Raw genomic sequence first — 16,226 nt, forward strand, 5'->3', positions numbered from 1 at the left:
TACCCCGTCAATCGATGGGACTGGTAGAATCGCCGCCGGTTCACATGAGGTTTTTCCATGCACGATCCCCACAGCGAACGCATGAGTGGCAGTGAGACCCGCGCAGCAAGCGGTCTGGCCTTGGTGTTCGCCTTCCGTATGCTTGGCATGTTCATGGTGTTGCCGGTACTGGCGACCTATGGGATGGATCTCGCAGGAGCGACCCCGGCCCTCATTGGGCTGGCGATTGGCGCTTACGGCCTGACCCAGGCGATCTTTCAAATTCCTTTCGGCTTCATTTCCGACCGCGTCGGTCGTCGTCCGGTGATTTACCTGGGTCTGATCGTCTTCGCCCTCGGTAGCGTGCTGGCGGCCAATGCCGACTCGATCTGGGGCGTGATCGCCGGACGGATCCTGCAAGGTGCCGGGGCTATTTCCGCGGCGGTGATGGCGTTGCTGTCAGACCTGACCCGCGAACAGCATCGGACCAAAGCCATGGCCATGATCGGCATGACGATCGGTCTGTCGTTCGCTGTCGCGATGGTTGTAGGACCGTTGCTGACCCGCGCCTTCGGCCTGTCCGGGTTGTTCCTCGCCACGGGCGGCATGGCGCTGTTCGGCATCGTGATCGTGATGTTTATGGTGCCGCGCTCAACCGGGCCGTTGCAGCACCGCGAATCCGGTGTCGCCCGCCAGGCGCTGATACCGACGCTCAAGCACCCGGACCTGCTGCGTCTGGACCTGGGCATTTTTGTGTTACACGCGATGTTGATGTCGAGCTTCGTTGCGTTGCCTTTGGCGCTGGTCGAAAAAGCCGGGCTGCCCAAAGAGCAGCACTGGTGGGTGTACCTGACTGCGCTGCTGATTTCCTTCTTCGCCATGATCCCGTTCATTATCTACGGCGAGAAGAAACGCAAAATGAAACGAGTTTTATTGGGCGCCGTCGCGACGCTGATGCTCACTGAGCTATTCTTCTGGCAGTTCGGCGACAGCTTGCGGGCTCTGGTGATAGGTACGGTGGTGTTTTTCACCGCGTTCAATCTGCTGGAAGCTTCGTTGCCATCGCTGATCAGCAAGGTTTCACCGGCAGGCGGCAAGGGCACGGCGATGGGGGTTTATTCCACCAGCCAGTTCCTCGGTTCGGCACTGGGCGGCATCCTCGGCGGCTGGTTGTTCCAGCATGGCGGTTTGTCGGTTGTGTTCCTGGGATGCGCCGGTCTGGCTGCCCTCTGGCTGGCCTTTGCTGTTACCATGCGCGAACCTCCCTACGTGACGAGCCTGCGCTTGCCGTTGTCGCCCGAGGCGATCCGCGAAGCGGGTCTGGTCGAGCGCCTGAAGGCCGTCGTAGGGGTAACAGATGCAGTGATCGTCGAAGATGAAGCGGCGATTTACATCAAATTGGACACCGAACTATTGGATCGCACCACCCTTGAACGCCTGGTGAACAACCCGGCCGGGGCAGCGTGCGTAGCCTAGGAGAACGTTATGGCCCGTGGGGTTAACAAAGTCATATTGGTCGGCACTTGCGGCCAGGATCCCGAAGTTCGCTACTTGCCTAACGGTAACGCCGTGACCAACCTGAGTCTGGCGACCAGCGAACAGTGGACCGACAAGCAAACCGGTCAGAAGGTCGAGAAAACCGAATGGCACCGTGTGTCGATGTTCGGCAAGGTTGCCGAAATCGCCGGCGAGTACCTGCGTAAAGGTTCGCAGGTTTACATCGAAGGCAAGCTGCAGACCCGCGAGTGGGAAAAAGACGGTATCAAGCGTTACACCACCGAAATCGTGGTCGACATGCAAGGCACCATGCAACTGCTGGGCGGCCGTCCACAGGGCGACCAACAAGGCGGGGGCAATAACTACCAGCAGTCCGCCCCGGCTCCACGCCAACAGGCTCCGCGTCCTCAGCAGTCGGCACCGCAGCAGTCGCGCCAGGCTCCAGCTCCACAGCAGGCAGCTCCGCAACCGGCTCCGGATTTCGACAGCTTTGATGACGATATCCCGTTCTAGGATTCACCCGATCTAAACAAAAAGGCCCGTCGCTAACAGCGTCGGGCCTTTTTTGTGGGCGAAGGATTTGTCAGTCGAGGATCAGATGCGGCAGAAACCGGCTTGAATCCTTGGTGATCAAACTGTTGTCTTCCCGCACGCCAATGCCGGCCGCTTGGTCGCCGATCACCCACGAGCCCACTAGCGTGAAGCTGTCGCCAAACTGCGGCAACGGTGCGAATTCCTGAAGGATAAACGGCGCGTCGGTGTAGGGGCCGTCCTCTTTTACGATCAGGCCCTCAGCGGTTTGCAACTCGATGTTGGCGCCTTCCCGCGAGAAGAACGGTTTGCGCACCCAGCCCTTGGGCACCGCTGTGTTCGGATTGGTATCCAGGTGGGCGGCGAGCAGGTTCGGGTGTCCTTTGTTGGACTCCCATAGCAGCGGCAGGATGCCTTTGTTGGAAATGATGGATTTCCACGCGGGCTCGAAAAACTGCGTATCACTCTGGGCAATCGCTGCACCGAAGGGTTCGTAGAAGATGAACTCCCACGCATGCAGTTTGAACAGGTGAGGAATCCAGCGATCTTCGAGGTCGACGAAACGTCCGTCAGCGGTGAGGCCGATGTCTTCGATGTCGATGTGGCGTGACTCTATTCCGACTTTTTCGGCGATCAGGCGCAGGTAATCGGTGGTGCCCTTGTCCTCGACCGAGTCTTTCATCGAGGCGAAATAGAAAGGCTGTTTAAGCTGTAGCTGGGCGAAGGCCTGATGCAGTTTGGTGTCGATGCTATTGAACTGGTCGGCGTGCTTGGGCAGCAGGCCGCGTTCGATGCATTGTTCCAGCCAGCCCCATTGGAACGCGGCCGCCTCATAGAGGCTGGTCGGCGTGTCGTAGTTGAGTTCCAGCAATTTTGCCGGTTCGGTGCCGTTATACGAGAAGTCCATGCGCCCATAGAGGTGCGGGTGGCCTTCGAGCCATGAAGTCCGAATCATGTCGAAGAACGGCGCAGGAATGCTCAGGCGCTCCAGCAACTCTTCGCTCTGAACCACCCGGGCTACCAGGTCCATGCACATCTCATGAATTTCGGTGGTTGGGTCTTCCAGATCGTTTTCGATTTGCTTGAGCGTGAATTGGTAATACGCGCTCTCGTCCCAATAGGGTTCGTCGTCGATGGTATGGAACAGAAAGCCGAGACTTTCGGCGGTCTGTTTCCAGTCATGACGTTCTGCGCAGAGGATCTTATTCATGGCCCGGGTTTCCTTAACTGCTCGAACCGCCGCCGCCCCAGCCACTGCGTGCGCTGGCCTTGCTGCCGAAACCGCCACGGGAGGTGGACGAGGCAACCGACACCGGCTTGCTGGCGGAACGAATCGAATCGGCGTAGTTGCTGCTGCCGTACCTCGCCTGATTGGACTTGGTAAAGGTCGAGCCCTTGGCAATCCGCTGGCTGAGCGTGGAAGACGAGTAACCGCCGCGGTCATCGCGGTAGCGATACACCGGTTGCGAGTAAAAGCTGTTGCGGTTGTTGCTCAGCATGTTGCCGATCAGCAAACCGGTCAGCAGGCTGGTGCCGGAGAATCCGGAGCCACCACTGTTCGCTTCCGAGGCGGGCAGTTGGGCCTTGGCCGCGTCCACTTGGGACTGCGTCACTTCGCCATCGGCGGTCAGTTCGAAACCGCCCAGTTTCGGGATAAACTTGCCGGTGGAATCTTGCTGGCACCAGTCTGCGACAAAGTCCGCGTCGCAATCGGCCTGATTGTCGTAGACCGGAGCAATGCGCCGATGCTCCGTCATGGCAGCCATGTAGGCGTCAGAGCAGACGTCTACCGGGAGTTTTTCATCGGCACATTGCTGGACGGACTGGAAGTTGTACTTCTTCTGCACCGGGTAGGTTTTTTCCGTCGGCCCGCAGCCGGATATCGCCATGGCGACCGAGGCGGCCAGCGACAGTTGAACGTACTTGCTTCGTTTCATCGGGAGCTCCCTGCGCGATCAGTTCGGGGTAGGGGTCATGCAGGCGGCGTTCAACATGCCGACGCTGATGGCCACGGCCGCGACATAGACACCCGCCGCGATTTCCCCTTTCTTGATGCGTTCCGACGTACCTTTCAAGACCAGGCTAGTCACCAGGAACGCCAGCAGTTGCACGACGGCGGCGATCAGCGACCAGACGACAAAGTCGAGCAGGCTGATCGAGTAGGCAATCACATTGCTGGCCGGTATCGCGAAACCGATGAGCGCACCGCCTAAAGCGATTGCGGCTGCGACGTTGCCCGAACGGATCAGTTCAAACTCCTTGTGCGGAGTGATTCGGGTGTAGATGAACTGGAACAGCGCGAACAGCACGGCGGCGCCGAGGATGTACGCAACAAACCCGAACACGGCGGCTTTGTTCAGGGAAATGGAGAGCGCTTCTAGCATGGACTTCTTCCTTATTTAAAAAGTGTTCAGGTCGGTGGTGTACAGCGAAATGCCCAGCGACGTGCTCAGGCTGATGGCGCCTTCGGCATCTTCTTCGACGGAAAACAGAAGGAATTCACGGCGATCGGTCAGGCCGGTTTCGCGCGCGTACAGCATCGAACGGTGTTCAATGCTGTAGGACTCATCCGGGTTTTTCAGGTATTCGCTCAACGCTACCAGTTCTGTCTGGCCATCCTCGGTGCCCCACTCGCGAGTGTACTCGACGCCGTTGTGGGTGTAGGTCGGCAGACCGATAAGGCTTTGCGGGCCGGCCAACCGACTCAACTCCGCCTCGCTGCTGATGGTCACGTAACTGAGGTAGTTGAACAAGATCACCGACTCGACCTGCCCGGCGATGGCGCCGGTGGTGTGCACTTGCAGCCAGTAATCTTCGTCATTCATGTAATAACGCGACAGCCAGGTCGATTGCCCGAGGTCAACGGTGCCGTTGCTCCAGATCTGCTGGGAGCCGGGAATGATCACGCTGGTTTTTTCGTCGAGCAGCAATTTCAGGGTGGTGTCGAACATCACCCCTTTGCCCAATGCCAGGCCCAGCGGACCGATGGCGGGCGGGGTTTCGTTGGCAGTCCATTTTGAGTCCGGATTCGCATTCGGGGCCTCAAGCCCCATCAACTGTTTAAACCATCCCATTGGAGATTTCCTTGAGGCGAGTGGAGGCGATGTAGAAGAGTTCACCGCCCTCAACGCGAGTGGCGCCGGGCGGGTTGATCGAAGGGTGTCGGGCGCCTTTGGCGCGGTAGCCGATAAGGGTCGCGTTGTGATGCTCTTTCATCTGTGCATACAGATCGCCGAATGTTGCTTCAAAAGCCTCGGGCAGTTTCATCAGGTACTGGGTGGCGCCTTGACCCACGCACAGCAATTCATTGATGACTACTGACGAGCCAGGATCCTGAGAGGCGCGCACCAACATCTCGATGGCCATGCTTGAGGTGCATTCCAGGCTCGGTGCGTAGGAGCTGGCCAGCGCGGCGATTTCACTTTCATTGAAGTGGGCGACCACATGCCCGACCGGTTTGAGCTGATTGACCGCCAGCACGGTGGCCAGGGTCAGGTCGTCGGAATGGGTTCGCACCAGCACGCGCTCGGCACCGGGAACGCCGGCGCGCACCAGCAGCGCGCCGGAGGACAAGCTTTCACCTTTGATAAAGGCCGCTTTGCCCTGCATCGGGTTTTCTTCAAGGTCGCAATCGCAAATGACGATCAGGTTGTCATTGGAGGTTTCATCCTGAAGCAACAACTCGATGACCCGCTCGCTGGACGATCCCGCCCAGCCGATGAGCACCGTGTGGCCGGTCTTGCCGGTGAAATCACCTTTGCCCTTCATGCTTTTTCTCCATACATCAATGACGCTGCTGGTGGTTTTGCCGATGGCTGCCGTCAGCAGCGCAATGCCCCCGAGCATGACCCAGGTGGCCACGAAAACCCGTCCCGCCGAGGTTTGGGGCGCAAGATCGCCGTAACCGACCGTCAGCGTGGTGGTGAGGTAGAAATAGGTAAATGTGGCGGGGGCGGTGAGTTGTTGTTCGCCCAGAAGCACCAGGCCGAGCCAGGCCGTGCTCAGGTGGATGCCCAAGGCAATCGCCAGTCCCGCCCAGCCGAAACGGTGGAAGAAGGACGAGGCATACACGCGTAATAAAAGAAAAATAGACATGACGTCCCTGACTCCGTGGGATGACTCGTTCCTGGCAACGCGCAGGCCCGAACCCCTGAACGTTCGATTGCCTTTACCGGGCGGCATTAAACCTGTTGCCGGGCGTCGAGAGAAGTAGCTTGGCTGCAATAAATCCGGCGAATGCCCCGGCGATATGGCCTTCGAAGGAAACCCCCTGGCGTGGAAGGAAGCCAAACACCAGGCCGCCATACAGCAGGGCGACGACCGCGGCCGTGATCAGGTTACCCCAACTGTGCTGGAACCAGGCGCGCGACAGAATGTACGCCCACAGCCCGAACACCCATCCGCTGGCACCGATGTGCATCCCGGAAAACCCGAACAGCCAGACCAGCAAGCCGCCCAGGCCAATGATGATCACGCTCACGGCGATGAAGCGATTGAGCCCATCGACAATGACCAACGTGCCGAGGATCACAAAGGGAATCAGGTTGGCGCTCAGGTGCGCAAAGGGCGCGTGCAGAAAAGGCGAGGTAATGATGCCGAGCAGACCGTGCAATGTCCTCGGGACCAGGCCAAATGCAACAAGGCTGTAGCCGGTCGCGGTGTTGAGTACTTGCAGCACGACCATGAGGATTGCCAGGCCGGCAATTGTCTTGAAACCCTTCAGGGCATCCATCCTTGACCTCTACTCGACAAAAAAAGGAAGGGCAATGAATGCCCTTCCTGTTCAGCTTGCGCCCGGCCCGGTTACTCGGCTGATTTTTTCTTCAGGCGATCCAGGATTGCGTTGGCGCTGCCCGAATCCGGGGTAATGCCGGCTTCGCGCAGTTTGCGCTCCAGATCGGTGCCGGTCGATGCATCGGCCAGTTGATCCTGAGCTTCCAGTTCAGCGGCGCGTTGCTGCTGCTTGGCCTGCAGGCGGTTCAGTGTACCGACGGCGGTTTCCAGCTTGCCGTTGGCGCCGCCACTGGCGATCGAAGCGCTGACCTGGGCTTTCTGTACGCTTTCGCGGGCCTTGGCCATGTCCACTTGCTGGCGCAGGCTTTTGATGCGGCTTTCGGCCTTGGTAATGTCTTTGCGCATGTTGTCCGCGTAACCGCCGAATTCGGTGGCCTGCTTTTGCTCGACATCAAGCTCATTGGTCAGGGTCGAAATGGCTTCGGCCACTTCCAACGCCAGGTCTTCGCGGTTGGCCTGGATCGCGGCCATGGCCTTGGATTCGAGGTCCTTGATCTTGGCGTTGTGCTCGGCCACACGATCAGCCGACAGCTTGTGCTTGGCCATGATGGTGACCAACTCACGCTTGGCATTGGCCAGGGCGCTGTCAGCATCGCGGATTTCCTGATCGAGGATGCGCAGGGCCTGTTGGTCGACGATGGACTCGCCGGCTTCGTTGGCACCGCCGCGCAGCGCGGTGAACAATTTGCTCCAGATGGACTGAGTCATTGGATATTCCCTGTTCCTGAAAAATTAATGGAAGAAACGTTCAAAGGCTTCGCTGGCGCGCTGGACGTTGTCGACGAGGGTTTTGACCTCGGTCACGACGTTGGTCAGGCTGGAATCGGAGCTCAGTGCGCCGAACATGTTGTAGACAACCTGTCCGTTGGGCATCGACTCGATACCGATCGAGGACAGCGGGAACAACTCACGGCTACGCAGGACGGCATCGTTGAAGGCCGGTACGTCCTTGATCGACTCGACGTCCACCAGCACGGTGTCGACGATGATCTGCTCGCCCACGACTGCGATGTAAATCGGCAGGCCACCGAAGTCGTTCATTTCCAGCTTGATGCTCGACTCGGAACCTTGGACGAGGGACAGAGTGATGTCGTTCGAAACCACTTCATCAAGGGCCTGCAGGGCGCTGAAGAGGCGGTCGATGTTCCAGTTGTTACCTGCGCTCATGTAATTCTCCGACATGAATGAGCCAGCCAGGATCGGTTGGCGTAGCTGTTTCTCCATCTGCTTGAGCAGGCTTCGGTTTTCGGGAAGCACCCAAGTCTCGTGTTTCACATAACCGGCGGCACCCAGGCCCGCGCGCATCTGCTTCATGTAGAAGCTCGACGGTTTTTTCGCGGACGATTTCGAGCGCTCTCCCTTGCTGCTCGCTGTATCGGTATCAGGCTCGGCAGGCGGACCTGATGGAGAGCGGCTTTTCATACTGGTGACTCCGTTGTGAAATCTCACGCGTGAGTAACACTACAGTGATTTTTTGCGCCTCTCAATAGCTCACGCGTGAGATTTTTTCGCGACCGGAAACACAAAGGCCCGCAACGCGAACGCGCGGCGGGCCTTTTGTTTATCGAGTTGTTTCAGGGGGGGCGTTAGCGGCTGGCCGCGAGAAATTCGTCGGCGGACACAACGCCGGCATAGGCAAAACCCAGGGCCGACATGAAGGCGGCATGCACGTGGGCTGCCGGCACGGTAAGGCCGTTGAACTCCAGGTCACGGGAGGCACAGGCGTCGTGGATCACCGTGACGGTGTAGCCAAGATCCGCGGCGGCGCGGGTGATGCCGTCGACACACATGTGGCTCATGCTGCCGACGACGACCAGTTCCTCGATGCCTTGCTCATCGAGGATGGCTTCCAGTTCGGTTTCGCGGAACGAGTTCACAAAATGCTTGAGCACGACCGGCTCGTCGGCACGGTTGAGGACTTTGGGGTGCAGTTTCGCGCCCTCGGAGCCCGGCGTGAAGAAGGGCGCTTCGTTGGAGGTGAATTCGTGGCGGATGTGCACCACCGAATCACCCGCATCGCGGAAGGCTTTGATCAACCGTACGGCGTTGTCCGCGGCGGCGTCGGCACCGACTAGCGGCCACTTGCCTTGAGGGAAGTAGTCGTTTTGGATATCGACTACGATGAGTGCTTGCTTGGCCATGACTGCTTCCTCGAAGTGCTTGTTGGGTATGGAATGAAGTATTGGGTTTAGCAGGCCGTCCGAGGATTGGCCGCACCGACAATAGAAGGGGGAAAACTGACAATGGACGCAGAAAGGGTAATCGCTGAGCTGGGCGTTTTGATCTATCCCGGCGCGCAGATGGCGGCGGTGCATGGGTTGACGGACTTGTTCGGGGTGGCGAACCGGATTGCCAGCGAGCATCAGGCCGCGCAGTTGCCATTGCTGCGGGTCAGCCATTGGCAGGCCGATGGCGATCAGATGCCCGAGCGGGTCTACGACAGTCATCCCGCACCTGACGGCGCGTTGGTGGCGGTGTTGATCCCGCCGTCGATTGGCGGTTTTTCCCCAGGCCAGGCACCGCAGGGGCTGATCCGCTGGCTGCGTCAGCAACACGCGAATGGCGCGACACTCGGCGGGGTTTGCGTGGGGTCGATTTTGTTGGCCGAAAGCGGCCTGCTCGACGGTCGTAGCGCCACCACCCACTGGACCTCGGCCAACGCTTTCGCCGAGCGTTATCCGGCGATCAAACTCAAGGCCGACACCCCCATTGTGGACGACGGCGATCTGATCACCACCGCCGGGCTGATGGCCTGGTCCGAACTGGGCTTGCGTCTGGTCAACCGTCTGTTGGGGCCGAGCATCGCCACCAGCACCGCGCGGTTTCTGGTGGTGGAACACAGCGACAGCGCGAGCGAGTGCGGCAGTAACTTTTCACCGATACTCAGCCATGGCGATGCCTCGATTCTCAAGGTCCAGCATTGGCTGCAAAGCACCGGAGCGACCGATGTGTCGCTGACGATGATGGCCGAGCGGGCAGGGCTGGAAGAGCGTACTTTTCTGCGTCGATTTCGCGGGGCAACCGGGCTCAAACCCACCGAATATTGTCAGCACCTGCGGGTCGGCAAGGCTCGGGAAATGCTCGAGTTCACCAACGGCACCATCGATCACATTGCCTGGACGGTGGGTTATCAGGATCCGAGTGCCTTTCGGGCGACGTTCAAGAAAATTACCGGGTTGGCGCCTAGTGATTACCGGACACGGTTTGGGGTGGGAGCGAGTCAGGGGGGAGCGTAAGTCGTGCAAAATGCCGGAGTTGAAACCCTTGTCGTGCAGAATAAAACAGGCACGGTGCCATCATGTTTTTTGCAACTGGCTGATTTGAAAGACGTTTGTCTTCGTCCCCCGTTGGCCTGATCTCTGCACCCCTTCAACTACATTCATCAAGCGCAGATTGAAGGGGAACGCATGACCCCAACAAATCGCAATAAAATGGTGGTCGCTCACTCCGTGCGCCCCGATGCTCCGTTGCACGAAGTGGAAACCAATCGTGCGCTGGCGCGTTGGCTGGCGCAGATTCTGGGGCTTAAATACGGCGGCAGTTACGACCCCGAACTTCACAAGGGTCGAGACCTTTATCTGTTGCCGACCCAGACGCTTGTTGGCGTCGCTGCCGCCCGGCAATTGGGGGTCAAAGGGCCGGAGGATTTGTGGGGCGGTTACGTCGATCATGATTTCATCTGCACCAAAGCCATCAGTCACGGGTTGTTGAACAGACATGCCCGCGCGCCGGAAGGCTGGGCACCCTTGTTTTCCGAACGCGTGCACAACGTTGTGCTCGATGGCCTCAGCGTGTTTTCCCTGGACGATGCGCGTCCTGCGGCAGAGCATCTGCTCTACAGCGGCCCGATCCGCATCAAACCTATTCATGCCTGCGCCGGACGCGGTCAGGAAGTGATCAAAAGCCTCGATCAGTTCGATGCCATCCTCGCCAGACCCGATGCCAAATCGCTGTTCACCGAAGGCGTGGTGCTGGAACAGGACCTGGACAAAGTGATCACCCACAGTGTCGGTCAGAGCTTTATCGGCGACAAAGTACTGAGTTATTGCGGTGATCAATACTTGACCAAAGACGGTCAGGGCGAGCAGGTTTATGGAGGGTCCAACCTGCTGGTGGTGCAGGGGTATTACGACGATTTGCTCGAACTGGAACTGCCGGACGATGTTCAGTTGGCGATTCGGCAGGCACAAGTGTTCGACAGCGCCGCGGATGAGGCTTATCCCGGCTTCTACGCCTCGCGGCGCAACTACGACATCGCCCAAGGTGTGGACAGTAACGGCAAACAGCGCAGTGGCGTGCTCGAGCAGTCCTGGCGGATGGGCGGTGCCAGCAGTGCCGAAGTCGCCGCCTTGCAGAGCTTCGTCAACGACCCTGGGATGCGCGCGATTCGCGTGTCTTCGGTCGAGACCTACATCGACCAGCCGCTGCCGACGGACGCCATCGAGGTGTATCGCGGGCCGGCGCAAAACAGTGACTTTCTTCTCAAGTACGTAACGGTTAAATCCTATGACGGCTAGAAGCGAAACCATTCAAATCGACATCGACGATGAACAGATGATCGGGACTTTTCTCAGCCCCAGATCAAAAGTTCCCGGCGTGCTCTTTGTGCACGGCTGGGGCGGCAGTCAGGAGCGGGACCTGGAACGGGCCAAAGGCATCGCGGGTTTGGGTTGCGTGTGCCTGACGTTCGACTTGCGCGGGCACACTGGCGGGACGGGAATGGCGCTGAGTCGAGTGACGCGCGAAGACAACCTGCGCGACTTGCTGGCAGCGTATGACCGCTTGCTCGCGCACCCAGCGCTCGATACCTCGGCGATTGCCGTGGTCGGCACCAGTTATGGCGGTTATCTGGCCTCGATCCTGACGTCATTGCGTCCGGTGCGCTGGCTGGCGCTGCGGGTGCCGGCGCTGTATCGCGATGATCAATGGCACACGCCCAAGCGTGACCTGGATAAGCTCGATTTACGTGATTACCGCCGCACGTTAGTCCGCGCCGACAGCAATCGTGCGCTGCATGCCTGTTCGCAGTTCACCGGGGATGTGCTGCTGGTCGAATCAGAGACTGACGACTATGTGCCCCACGCCACCATCATGAGTTACCGCGCGGCCTGTCAGCAGACTCACTCGTTGACCCATCGTATTATCGACGGAGCCGACCACGCCTTGAGCGAACCTGTTTCGCAACAGGCGTACACCTCGATCCTGGTGGGCTGGATCACCGAAATGGTGGTGGGCGAGCGGTTGAGCATCATCCAGTCATCGTAAGTTCGGCGGTGGATTCTTCGCGGGCAAGCCTCGCTCCTACAGAGGTTACGCGGACCCTGTAGGAGCGAGGCTTGCCCGCGAAGGCGTCACTTCGGTTTCTTCTCGATCCGCAATGACTTGGCCTTGGCCTCCACGATCAGGTACATCACCAGGGTAATCAGTAGCGGCAGGATGAAATAGATCGCCCGATAAGCCAGCAATCCGCCCACCAGGCTTCCTCGGGACGCTTCATGTTGCAGCAGCGCCACGAACACCGCTTCCAATACGCCGAGCCCGGCGGGAATGTGCGTGATGACCCCCGCAATCGCGCTGATCAACAGCACCCCGAGCACCAGCGGATAATCCAGCTTGCTCGGCAGCAAGGTGAAAATTACCGCTGCCATCAGGGACCAATTCAGCGCCCCGAGGGCCAGTTGCAGCACCGCCATGCGCAGGGACGGCAGATTGATTTCCACCCCGCGAATCGCCCATTCCCGACGCTTGGAAAACTGACACGCTGCCAGATACCCCGCGCTCAACAGCAGCAGCAACACGCCCACACCTTGCAACGCGCCGCTGCTCAGCTTCCAGCCTGGCGGCATTCGCACCAGCCCGCTGCTGAACACCGCACCGGCAATCACCATGTAACCGAACCAGTTGGTCGCCAGGCTCAACCCGAGAATTTTCGCGATGTTGCCCTTGCTCACCCCGAGTCGCGAATACAGTCGATAACGCATGGCAATGCCACCGACCCAGGCACTCAGGTTGAGGTTGAAGGCATAGCTGATAATCCCCACCGGCAAGATCTGCTTCCACGTCAGGTCCTGCCGAATGTAGGTACGACCGATCAGATCGAAACAGGCGTAGACCAGAAAGCTCACCAAGGTCAGGCCGGATGCGATGATCAGTGTGCGCACCTTGAAATCGGCCAGGGTATCGAACACTTCGTTCCATTCGATGCGCTGGGCGAGCATCGTAATCAGCACGATCAGCGCCAGGAAAAACAGCATCGTCAGCGGCCGTTTCCAGCGGCTCCAGCGAGATTTGCTCGGGCTGTCGGCGTGGGCCGTCGGGTGTGCGTCAGCGCGGTTCATGGTGGTCGCTCCCGGCCGGGTGGGTGAACGGCTTCAGGCGCGGTTTATGCGCCGGCAGCCAACCGGCCCAGGCCGGGAATTGCCCCAAGAAGTGAAATACCAGAAAGCCGACGGTCATGTGCCAGACCCGTCCACGCGGAGTTTTGTCGACGGACATGACCTTGCAATGGTTGTCACTCAGGTCTTCGAGGCGCTCGAACAGGTTGCGGTTGAAGGCGCGATCGCGGATCAATACATTGGCTTCCAGGTTCATCGACAGACTCAATGGGTCGAGGTTGCTCGAACCGACCGTGCTCCAATCCTCATCCACCAGCGCGACCTTGCCGTGCAGAGGACGGTCGCAATATTCGTAAATCTGCACGCCGGATTTGAGCAGGTAGTCATAGGTCATGCGCGCGGCGAGTTTTGCCACCAGCATATCGGGCTGACCTTGCAGGATCAGCCGCACATCAACGCCACGGCGAGCCGCGTTGCGGATCTCGCGCAGCAGGCGATAGCCCGGAAAGAAGTAGGCATTGGCGATCACCACTCGGCGCTGGGCACTGCGCAGCACCTGGCGGTAAACCTCTTCGATGTCGGTCGTGTGCTCGCTGTTGTCGCGGTACACCAGGCGAACCTGGCCGTCATGATCGCTGAACGCCAGTTCCGAGCGCCGTTGTCTGCGCCGTTGCCACCAGTATTTGGCGCGAGCCGGGCGACCGCTTTGCAGCAGGGCGAAGTGATGAATGTCGGCCACCGCTGGGCCTTGTACTTCAACGGAATAATCCTGCTTGGCCTCAGGGCCGAAGTCAGCCAAATGGTCGGCGGAAAAGTTGATGCCGCCGATGAACGCAATCGTGCCGTCGACCACCACGATCTTGCGGTGCAGGCGACGGAACCAGTTGGTGCGGATGCCCAGAAGTTTCGGCGCCGGGTCGAAAATCTGGATGCGTGCGCCGGCCTCGCTCAGGGCGGCGAGGAACCCGGTGCTCAGCTCGCCACAGCCAAAGCCGTCGAGGCTGACGGTAATCCGCACGCCGCGTTGAGCCGCCTCGATCAGGATCTGCTGCAGTTCACTACCCACCTTGTCCTCAAACAGGATGAAGGTTTCCAGCAGGATTTCAGTCTTGGCCAGACGCATGGCCTCGAACACCCGAGGGAAATACGCTTCGCCGTTTTCCAGCAGCTCTACGCGGTTGTTGCCTTGCCAGCCATATTCGACGTCGACCACGCCCGGTTCACGGATCGACGGGGTTGTGGGTAAGTGCTCCACATTGGTTTTATCCAGCGATGGGCTGCTCATACCTCGATCTCCACCGATAGCGGTGCGTGGTCTGAAAGGTGTGACCAGGGCCGCGCGGCCAGCACTTGCGGATGACTGGCCTTGAGATTGCGCACGTAGATGCGGTCAAGTCGCAACGCTGGCAATCGCGCTGGAAAACTGCGCGCCGGTTTGCCGTGGAGTTCGGCGAAAACTTCCCGTAAACCGCAGGGTGTGAGCAGTGCGTCGGCACGCTGGCGCCAGTCGTTGAAGTCACCGGCAACGATCACTGGGGCATCGCTCGGCAGTTCTTCGAGGCGCTGGGCCAGCAACGTGAGTTGTTCGGTCCGGTGGGTTTCGCGAAGGCCCAGGTGCACACAAATGGCATGCACTTCCTGGCCGTCACCGGGCAGGCGCAGCACGCAATGCAGGATGCCGCGGTTCTCGTGACCGCTGATGGAAACGTCGAGGTTGTCGTGGCGAATGATCTGGAATTTCGACAGCAGCGCATTGCCGTGATCGCCCGCTGGATAGACCGCATTGCGTCCATAGGCGAACTGCGGCCACAGGGTGTCGGCGAGGAATTCGTATTGCGGTATCGCCGGCCAATTGCTGTAGCGCTGGGGATGATGCTCGTGGGTGCCGTGGACTTCCTGCAAAAACACCACGTCGGCGGACACGCTGCGCACCGCTTCACGCAACTCGGGGAGGATGAAGCGCCGGTTGAGCGCGGTGAAACCCTTGTGCGTGTTGACCGTCAGCACGGTGAAGCGGCGCACGGCGGTGATGATAGATTGCTGTTCGTCGGTGGTGCCGACCGGTTCGGAAATGCTCATGACAGCACCCCCTCGGCGGCCCGTTCACCGGGACGGGTGGCGAGGTCTTTATCCAGATGAAAGCGCTCCAGCAAGCGGCGGGCATCGAAGGGCGCGCGGACTTTGATGTCGTTGTCGAAGTAGCAAAACACCTCACGGGATTTGCGCGCCTTGGGCTTCTGCCGGGGCGCGATCAATTGCGGGTCGCTCGGTTGCTGGCCGTGATGCCAGGCCTCGATCCGGTCACCCCAGCGTTTCAGCGCCTCGGGGGTGTAACCGCTGGCATAGAGTTCTTCGGCACCGTGCAGGCGCAGGTAGACGAAGTCGCTGGTGAGGTCTTCGCGGTAGGGCCATTTACCGGCGGTGTCGGCGATAACCAGTGCAGCATTGTGGCGCTTGAGCAGGCGGACGAATGTCGGGTCGACGAAGCTCTCGTTTCTGATTTCTACGGCATGGCGCAAAGGCTTTATTCCGTAGGCCTTCATGCTGGCGCGACCGTTCAGGCGCGATTCGTGTTGATGGGCGAGGGCCGCGGCCTCCTCGGTGTTGTGGGGCAACTGCTCCAGAAAGGTTTCGAACAACTCGGCATCGAATTTGAAACTGGGCGGGAATTGCCAGAGGATCGGACCGAGTTTTTCCTTGAGCTCCAGCACCCCGGAGGCGAAGAAATTCGCCAAGGGTTTATGGATGTCTCGCAGTCGCCTGATGTGAGTAATGAAGCGCGGGGCTTTGACGCTGAAGACGAAGTCCGCCGGGGTTTCTATGTACCACTGGGCGTAGCGTTCAGGCCGTTGCAGGGCGTAAAACGATCCATTGATTTCAATGCTGTTGACCGCCCGTGAGGCGAATTGCAATTCGCGCTTGTGGGTCAGGCCCTTCGGGTAGAAATCCCCCCGCCAAGGCGTGTACCGCCAGCCTGAAATACCGATGTGAATCGCCGCCATATCGCCTCCCGTCTAATGGTTCTCGGACTGCCCTGTCTTTTGATGACTGCGGGGCGTGCGAGAAAGTTTCGATGGGAGTACGGATGGT

18 protein-coding genes are annotated in these 16,226 nt (G+C 59.4%); 5 read left to right on the plus strand and 13 right to left on the minus strand.

Annotated elements, in window-relative coordinates; genetic code table 11:
* The first annotated feature begins 57 nt into the window (after positions 1 to 57).
* Both ACYZT0_RS28920 and ACYZT0_RS28925 read left to right on the plus strand, forming a co-directional pair.
* Positions 58 to 1,455: an MFS transporter gene (locus ACYZT0_RS28920; protein ID WP_462044019.1), complete on the plus strand. Its 1,398-nt coding sequence runs from the start codon at positions 58 to 60 to the stop codon at positions 1,453 to 1,455.
* Positions 1,456 to 1,464: 9 nt separating this feature from the next.
* Positions 1,465 to 1,989 (plus strand): single-stranded DNA-binding protein, encoded by a 525-nt coding sequence (locus ACYZT0_RS28925; protein WP_462044020.1) that lies wholly within the window; start codon positions 1,465 to 1,467, stop codon positions 1,987 to 1,989.
* A gap of 70 nt (positions 1,990 to 2,059) precedes the next feature.
* Here ACYZT0_RS28925 and ACYZT0_RS28930 read toward each other — a convergent pair whose 3' ends face one another.
* The 9 genes from ACYZT0_RS28930 to ACYZT0_RS28970 form a co-directional block, all read right to left on the minus strand.
* Positions 2,060 to 3,217, minus strand: coding sequence for a glutathionylspermidine synthase family protein (locus ACYZT0_RS28930; protein ID WP_462044021.1), 1,158 nt, complete (start codon positions 3,215 to 3,217; stop codon positions 2,060 to 2,062).
* 13 nt (positions 3,218 to 3,230) lie between these two features.
* On the minus strand, positions 3,231 to 3,944 hold the full coding sequence (locus tag ACYZT0_RS28935) for a DUF1190 domain-containing protein (protein ID WP_309676303.1): 714 nt from the start codon (positions 3,942 to 3,944) through the stop codon (positions 3,231 to 3,233).
* 18 nt (positions 3,945 to 3,962) lie between these two features.
* Positions 3,963 to 4,391, minus strand: coding sequence for a DUF350 domain-containing protein (locus ACYZT0_RS28940; protein ID WP_131062034.1), 429 nt, complete (start codon positions 4,389 to 4,391; stop codon positions 3,963 to 3,965).
* A gap of 15 nt (positions 4,392 to 4,406) precedes the next feature.
* Positions 4,407 to 5,081, minus strand: coding sequence for a DUF2491 family protein (locus ACYZT0_RS28945; protein ID WP_462044022.1), 675 nt, complete (start codon positions 5,079 to 5,081; stop codon positions 4,407 to 4,409).
* Positions 5,068 to 6,102, minus strand: coding sequence for an ion channel (locus ACYZT0_RS28950; RefSeq protein ID WP_462044023.1), 1,035 nt, complete (start codon positions 6,100 to 6,102; stop codon positions 5,068 to 5,070). Before ACYZT0_RS28950 ends, ACYZT0_RS28945 begins: the two co-directional genes overlap by 14 nt.
* Positions 6,103 to 6,175: 73 nt before the next feature.
* The gene (locus tag ACYZT0_RS28955; RefSeq protein WP_462044024.1) at positions 6,176 to 6,739 is read right to left on the minus strand and encodes a rhomboid family intramembrane serine protease; all 564 of its coding nucleotides are present in this window, start codon (positions 6,737 to 6,739) and stop codon (positions 6,176 to 6,178) included.
* Positions 6,740 to 6,810: 71 nt separating this feature from the next.
* Positions 6,811 to 7,509, minus strand: coding sequence for a PspA/IM30 family protein (locus ACYZT0_RS28960; protein WP_462044025.1), 699 nt, complete (start codon positions 7,507 to 7,509; stop codon positions 6,811 to 6,813).
* A gap of 24 nt (positions 7,510 to 7,533) precedes the next feature.
* Entirely contained in the window at positions 7,534 to 8,115 is a 582-nt protein-coding gene (locus ACYZT0_RS28965) for a YjfI family protein (protein WP_213941535.1), read from the minus strand.
* Positions 8,116 to 8,387: 272 nt separating this feature from the next.
* Positions 8,388 to 8,942 carry a cysteine hydrolase family protein gene (locus ACYZT0_RS28970; protein WP_462044026.1) on the minus strand — a complete coding sequence of 185 codons (555 nt, stop codon included), beginning with the start codon at positions 8,940 to 8,942 and terminating at the stop codon, positions 8,388 to 8,390.
* A 102-nt stretch (positions 8,943 to 9,044) separates the two neighbouring features.
* Here ACYZT0_RS28970 and ACYZT0_RS28975 point away from each other — a divergent pair, with 102 nt between their 5' ends.
* The 3 genes from ACYZT0_RS28975 to ACYZT0_RS28985 all read left to right on the plus strand — a co-directional run bounded on the left by ACYZT0_RS28975 (position 9,045) and on the right by ACYZT0_RS28985 (position 12,066).
* The gene (locus ACYZT0_RS28975) at positions 9,045 to 10,037 is read left to right on the plus strand and encodes a GlxA family transcriptional regulator (protein WP_462044027.1); all 993 of its coding nucleotides are present in this window, start codon (positions 9,045 to 9,047) and stop codon (positions 10,035 to 10,037) included.
* Between the two features lie 171 nt (positions 10,038 to 10,208).
* Positions 10,209 to 11,318 carry a DUF3182 family protein gene (locus ACYZT0_RS28980; protein ID WP_462044028.1) on the plus strand — a complete coding sequence of 370 codons (1,110 nt, stop codon included), beginning with the start codon at positions 10,209 to 10,211 and terminating at the stop codon, positions 11,316 to 11,318.
* Positions 11,308 to 12,066 carry an alpha/beta hydrolase family protein gene (locus tag ACYZT0_RS28985; protein WP_462044029.1) on the plus strand — a complete coding sequence of 253 codons (759 nt, stop codon included), beginning with the start codon at positions 11,308 to 11,310 and terminating at the stop codon, positions 12,064 to 12,066. The genes ACYZT0_RS28980 and ACYZT0_RS28985 overlap by 11 nt, the downstream gene beginning before the upstream one ends.
* A gap of 86 nt (positions 12,067 to 12,152) precedes the next feature.
* Here ACYZT0_RS28985 and ACYZT0_RS28990 read toward each other — a convergent pair whose 3' ends face one another.
* From ACYZT0_RS28990 to ACYZT0_RS29005, 4 genes are read right to left on the minus strand one after another with little or no spacing between them, the layout of a single operon-like run.
* Positions 12,153 to 13,139, minus strand: a complete 987-nt coding sequence (locus tag ACYZT0_RS28990; RefSeq protein ID WP_462044030.1) for a lysylphosphatidylglycerol synthase domain-containing protein — start codon at positions 13,137 to 13,139, stop codon at positions 12,153 to 12,155.
* Positions 13,126 to 14,421 (minus strand): cardiolipin synthase ClsB, encoded by a 1,296-nt coding sequence (gene clsB / locus ACYZT0_RS28995; protein WP_462044031.1) that lies wholly within the window; start codon positions 14,419 to 14,421, stop codon positions 13,126 to 13,128. The genes ACYZT0_RS28990 and clsB overlap by 14 nt, the downstream gene beginning before the upstream one ends.
* A complete protein-coding gene (locus ACYZT0_RS29000) occupies positions 14,418 to 15,215 on the minus strand; it encodes an endonuclease/exonuclease/phosphatase family protein (RefSeq protein ID WP_462044032.1) in 798 nt (265 codons plus the stop codon). The genes clsB and ACYZT0_RS29000 overlap by 4 nt, the downstream gene beginning before the upstream one ends.
* On the minus strand, positions 15,212 to 16,138 hold the full coding sequence (locus tag ACYZT0_RS29005) for a DUF72 domain-containing protein (RefSeq protein WP_462044033.1): 927 nt from the start codon (positions 16,136 to 16,138) through the stop codon (positions 15,212 to 15,214). Before ACYZT0_RS29005 ends, ACYZT0_RS29000 begins: the two co-directional genes overlap by 4 nt.
* Between the last annotated feature and the right edge of the window lie 88 nt (positions 16,139 to 16,226).

The sequence above is a fragment of the Pseudomonas sp. ZS1P83 genome, assembly GCF_054897825.1.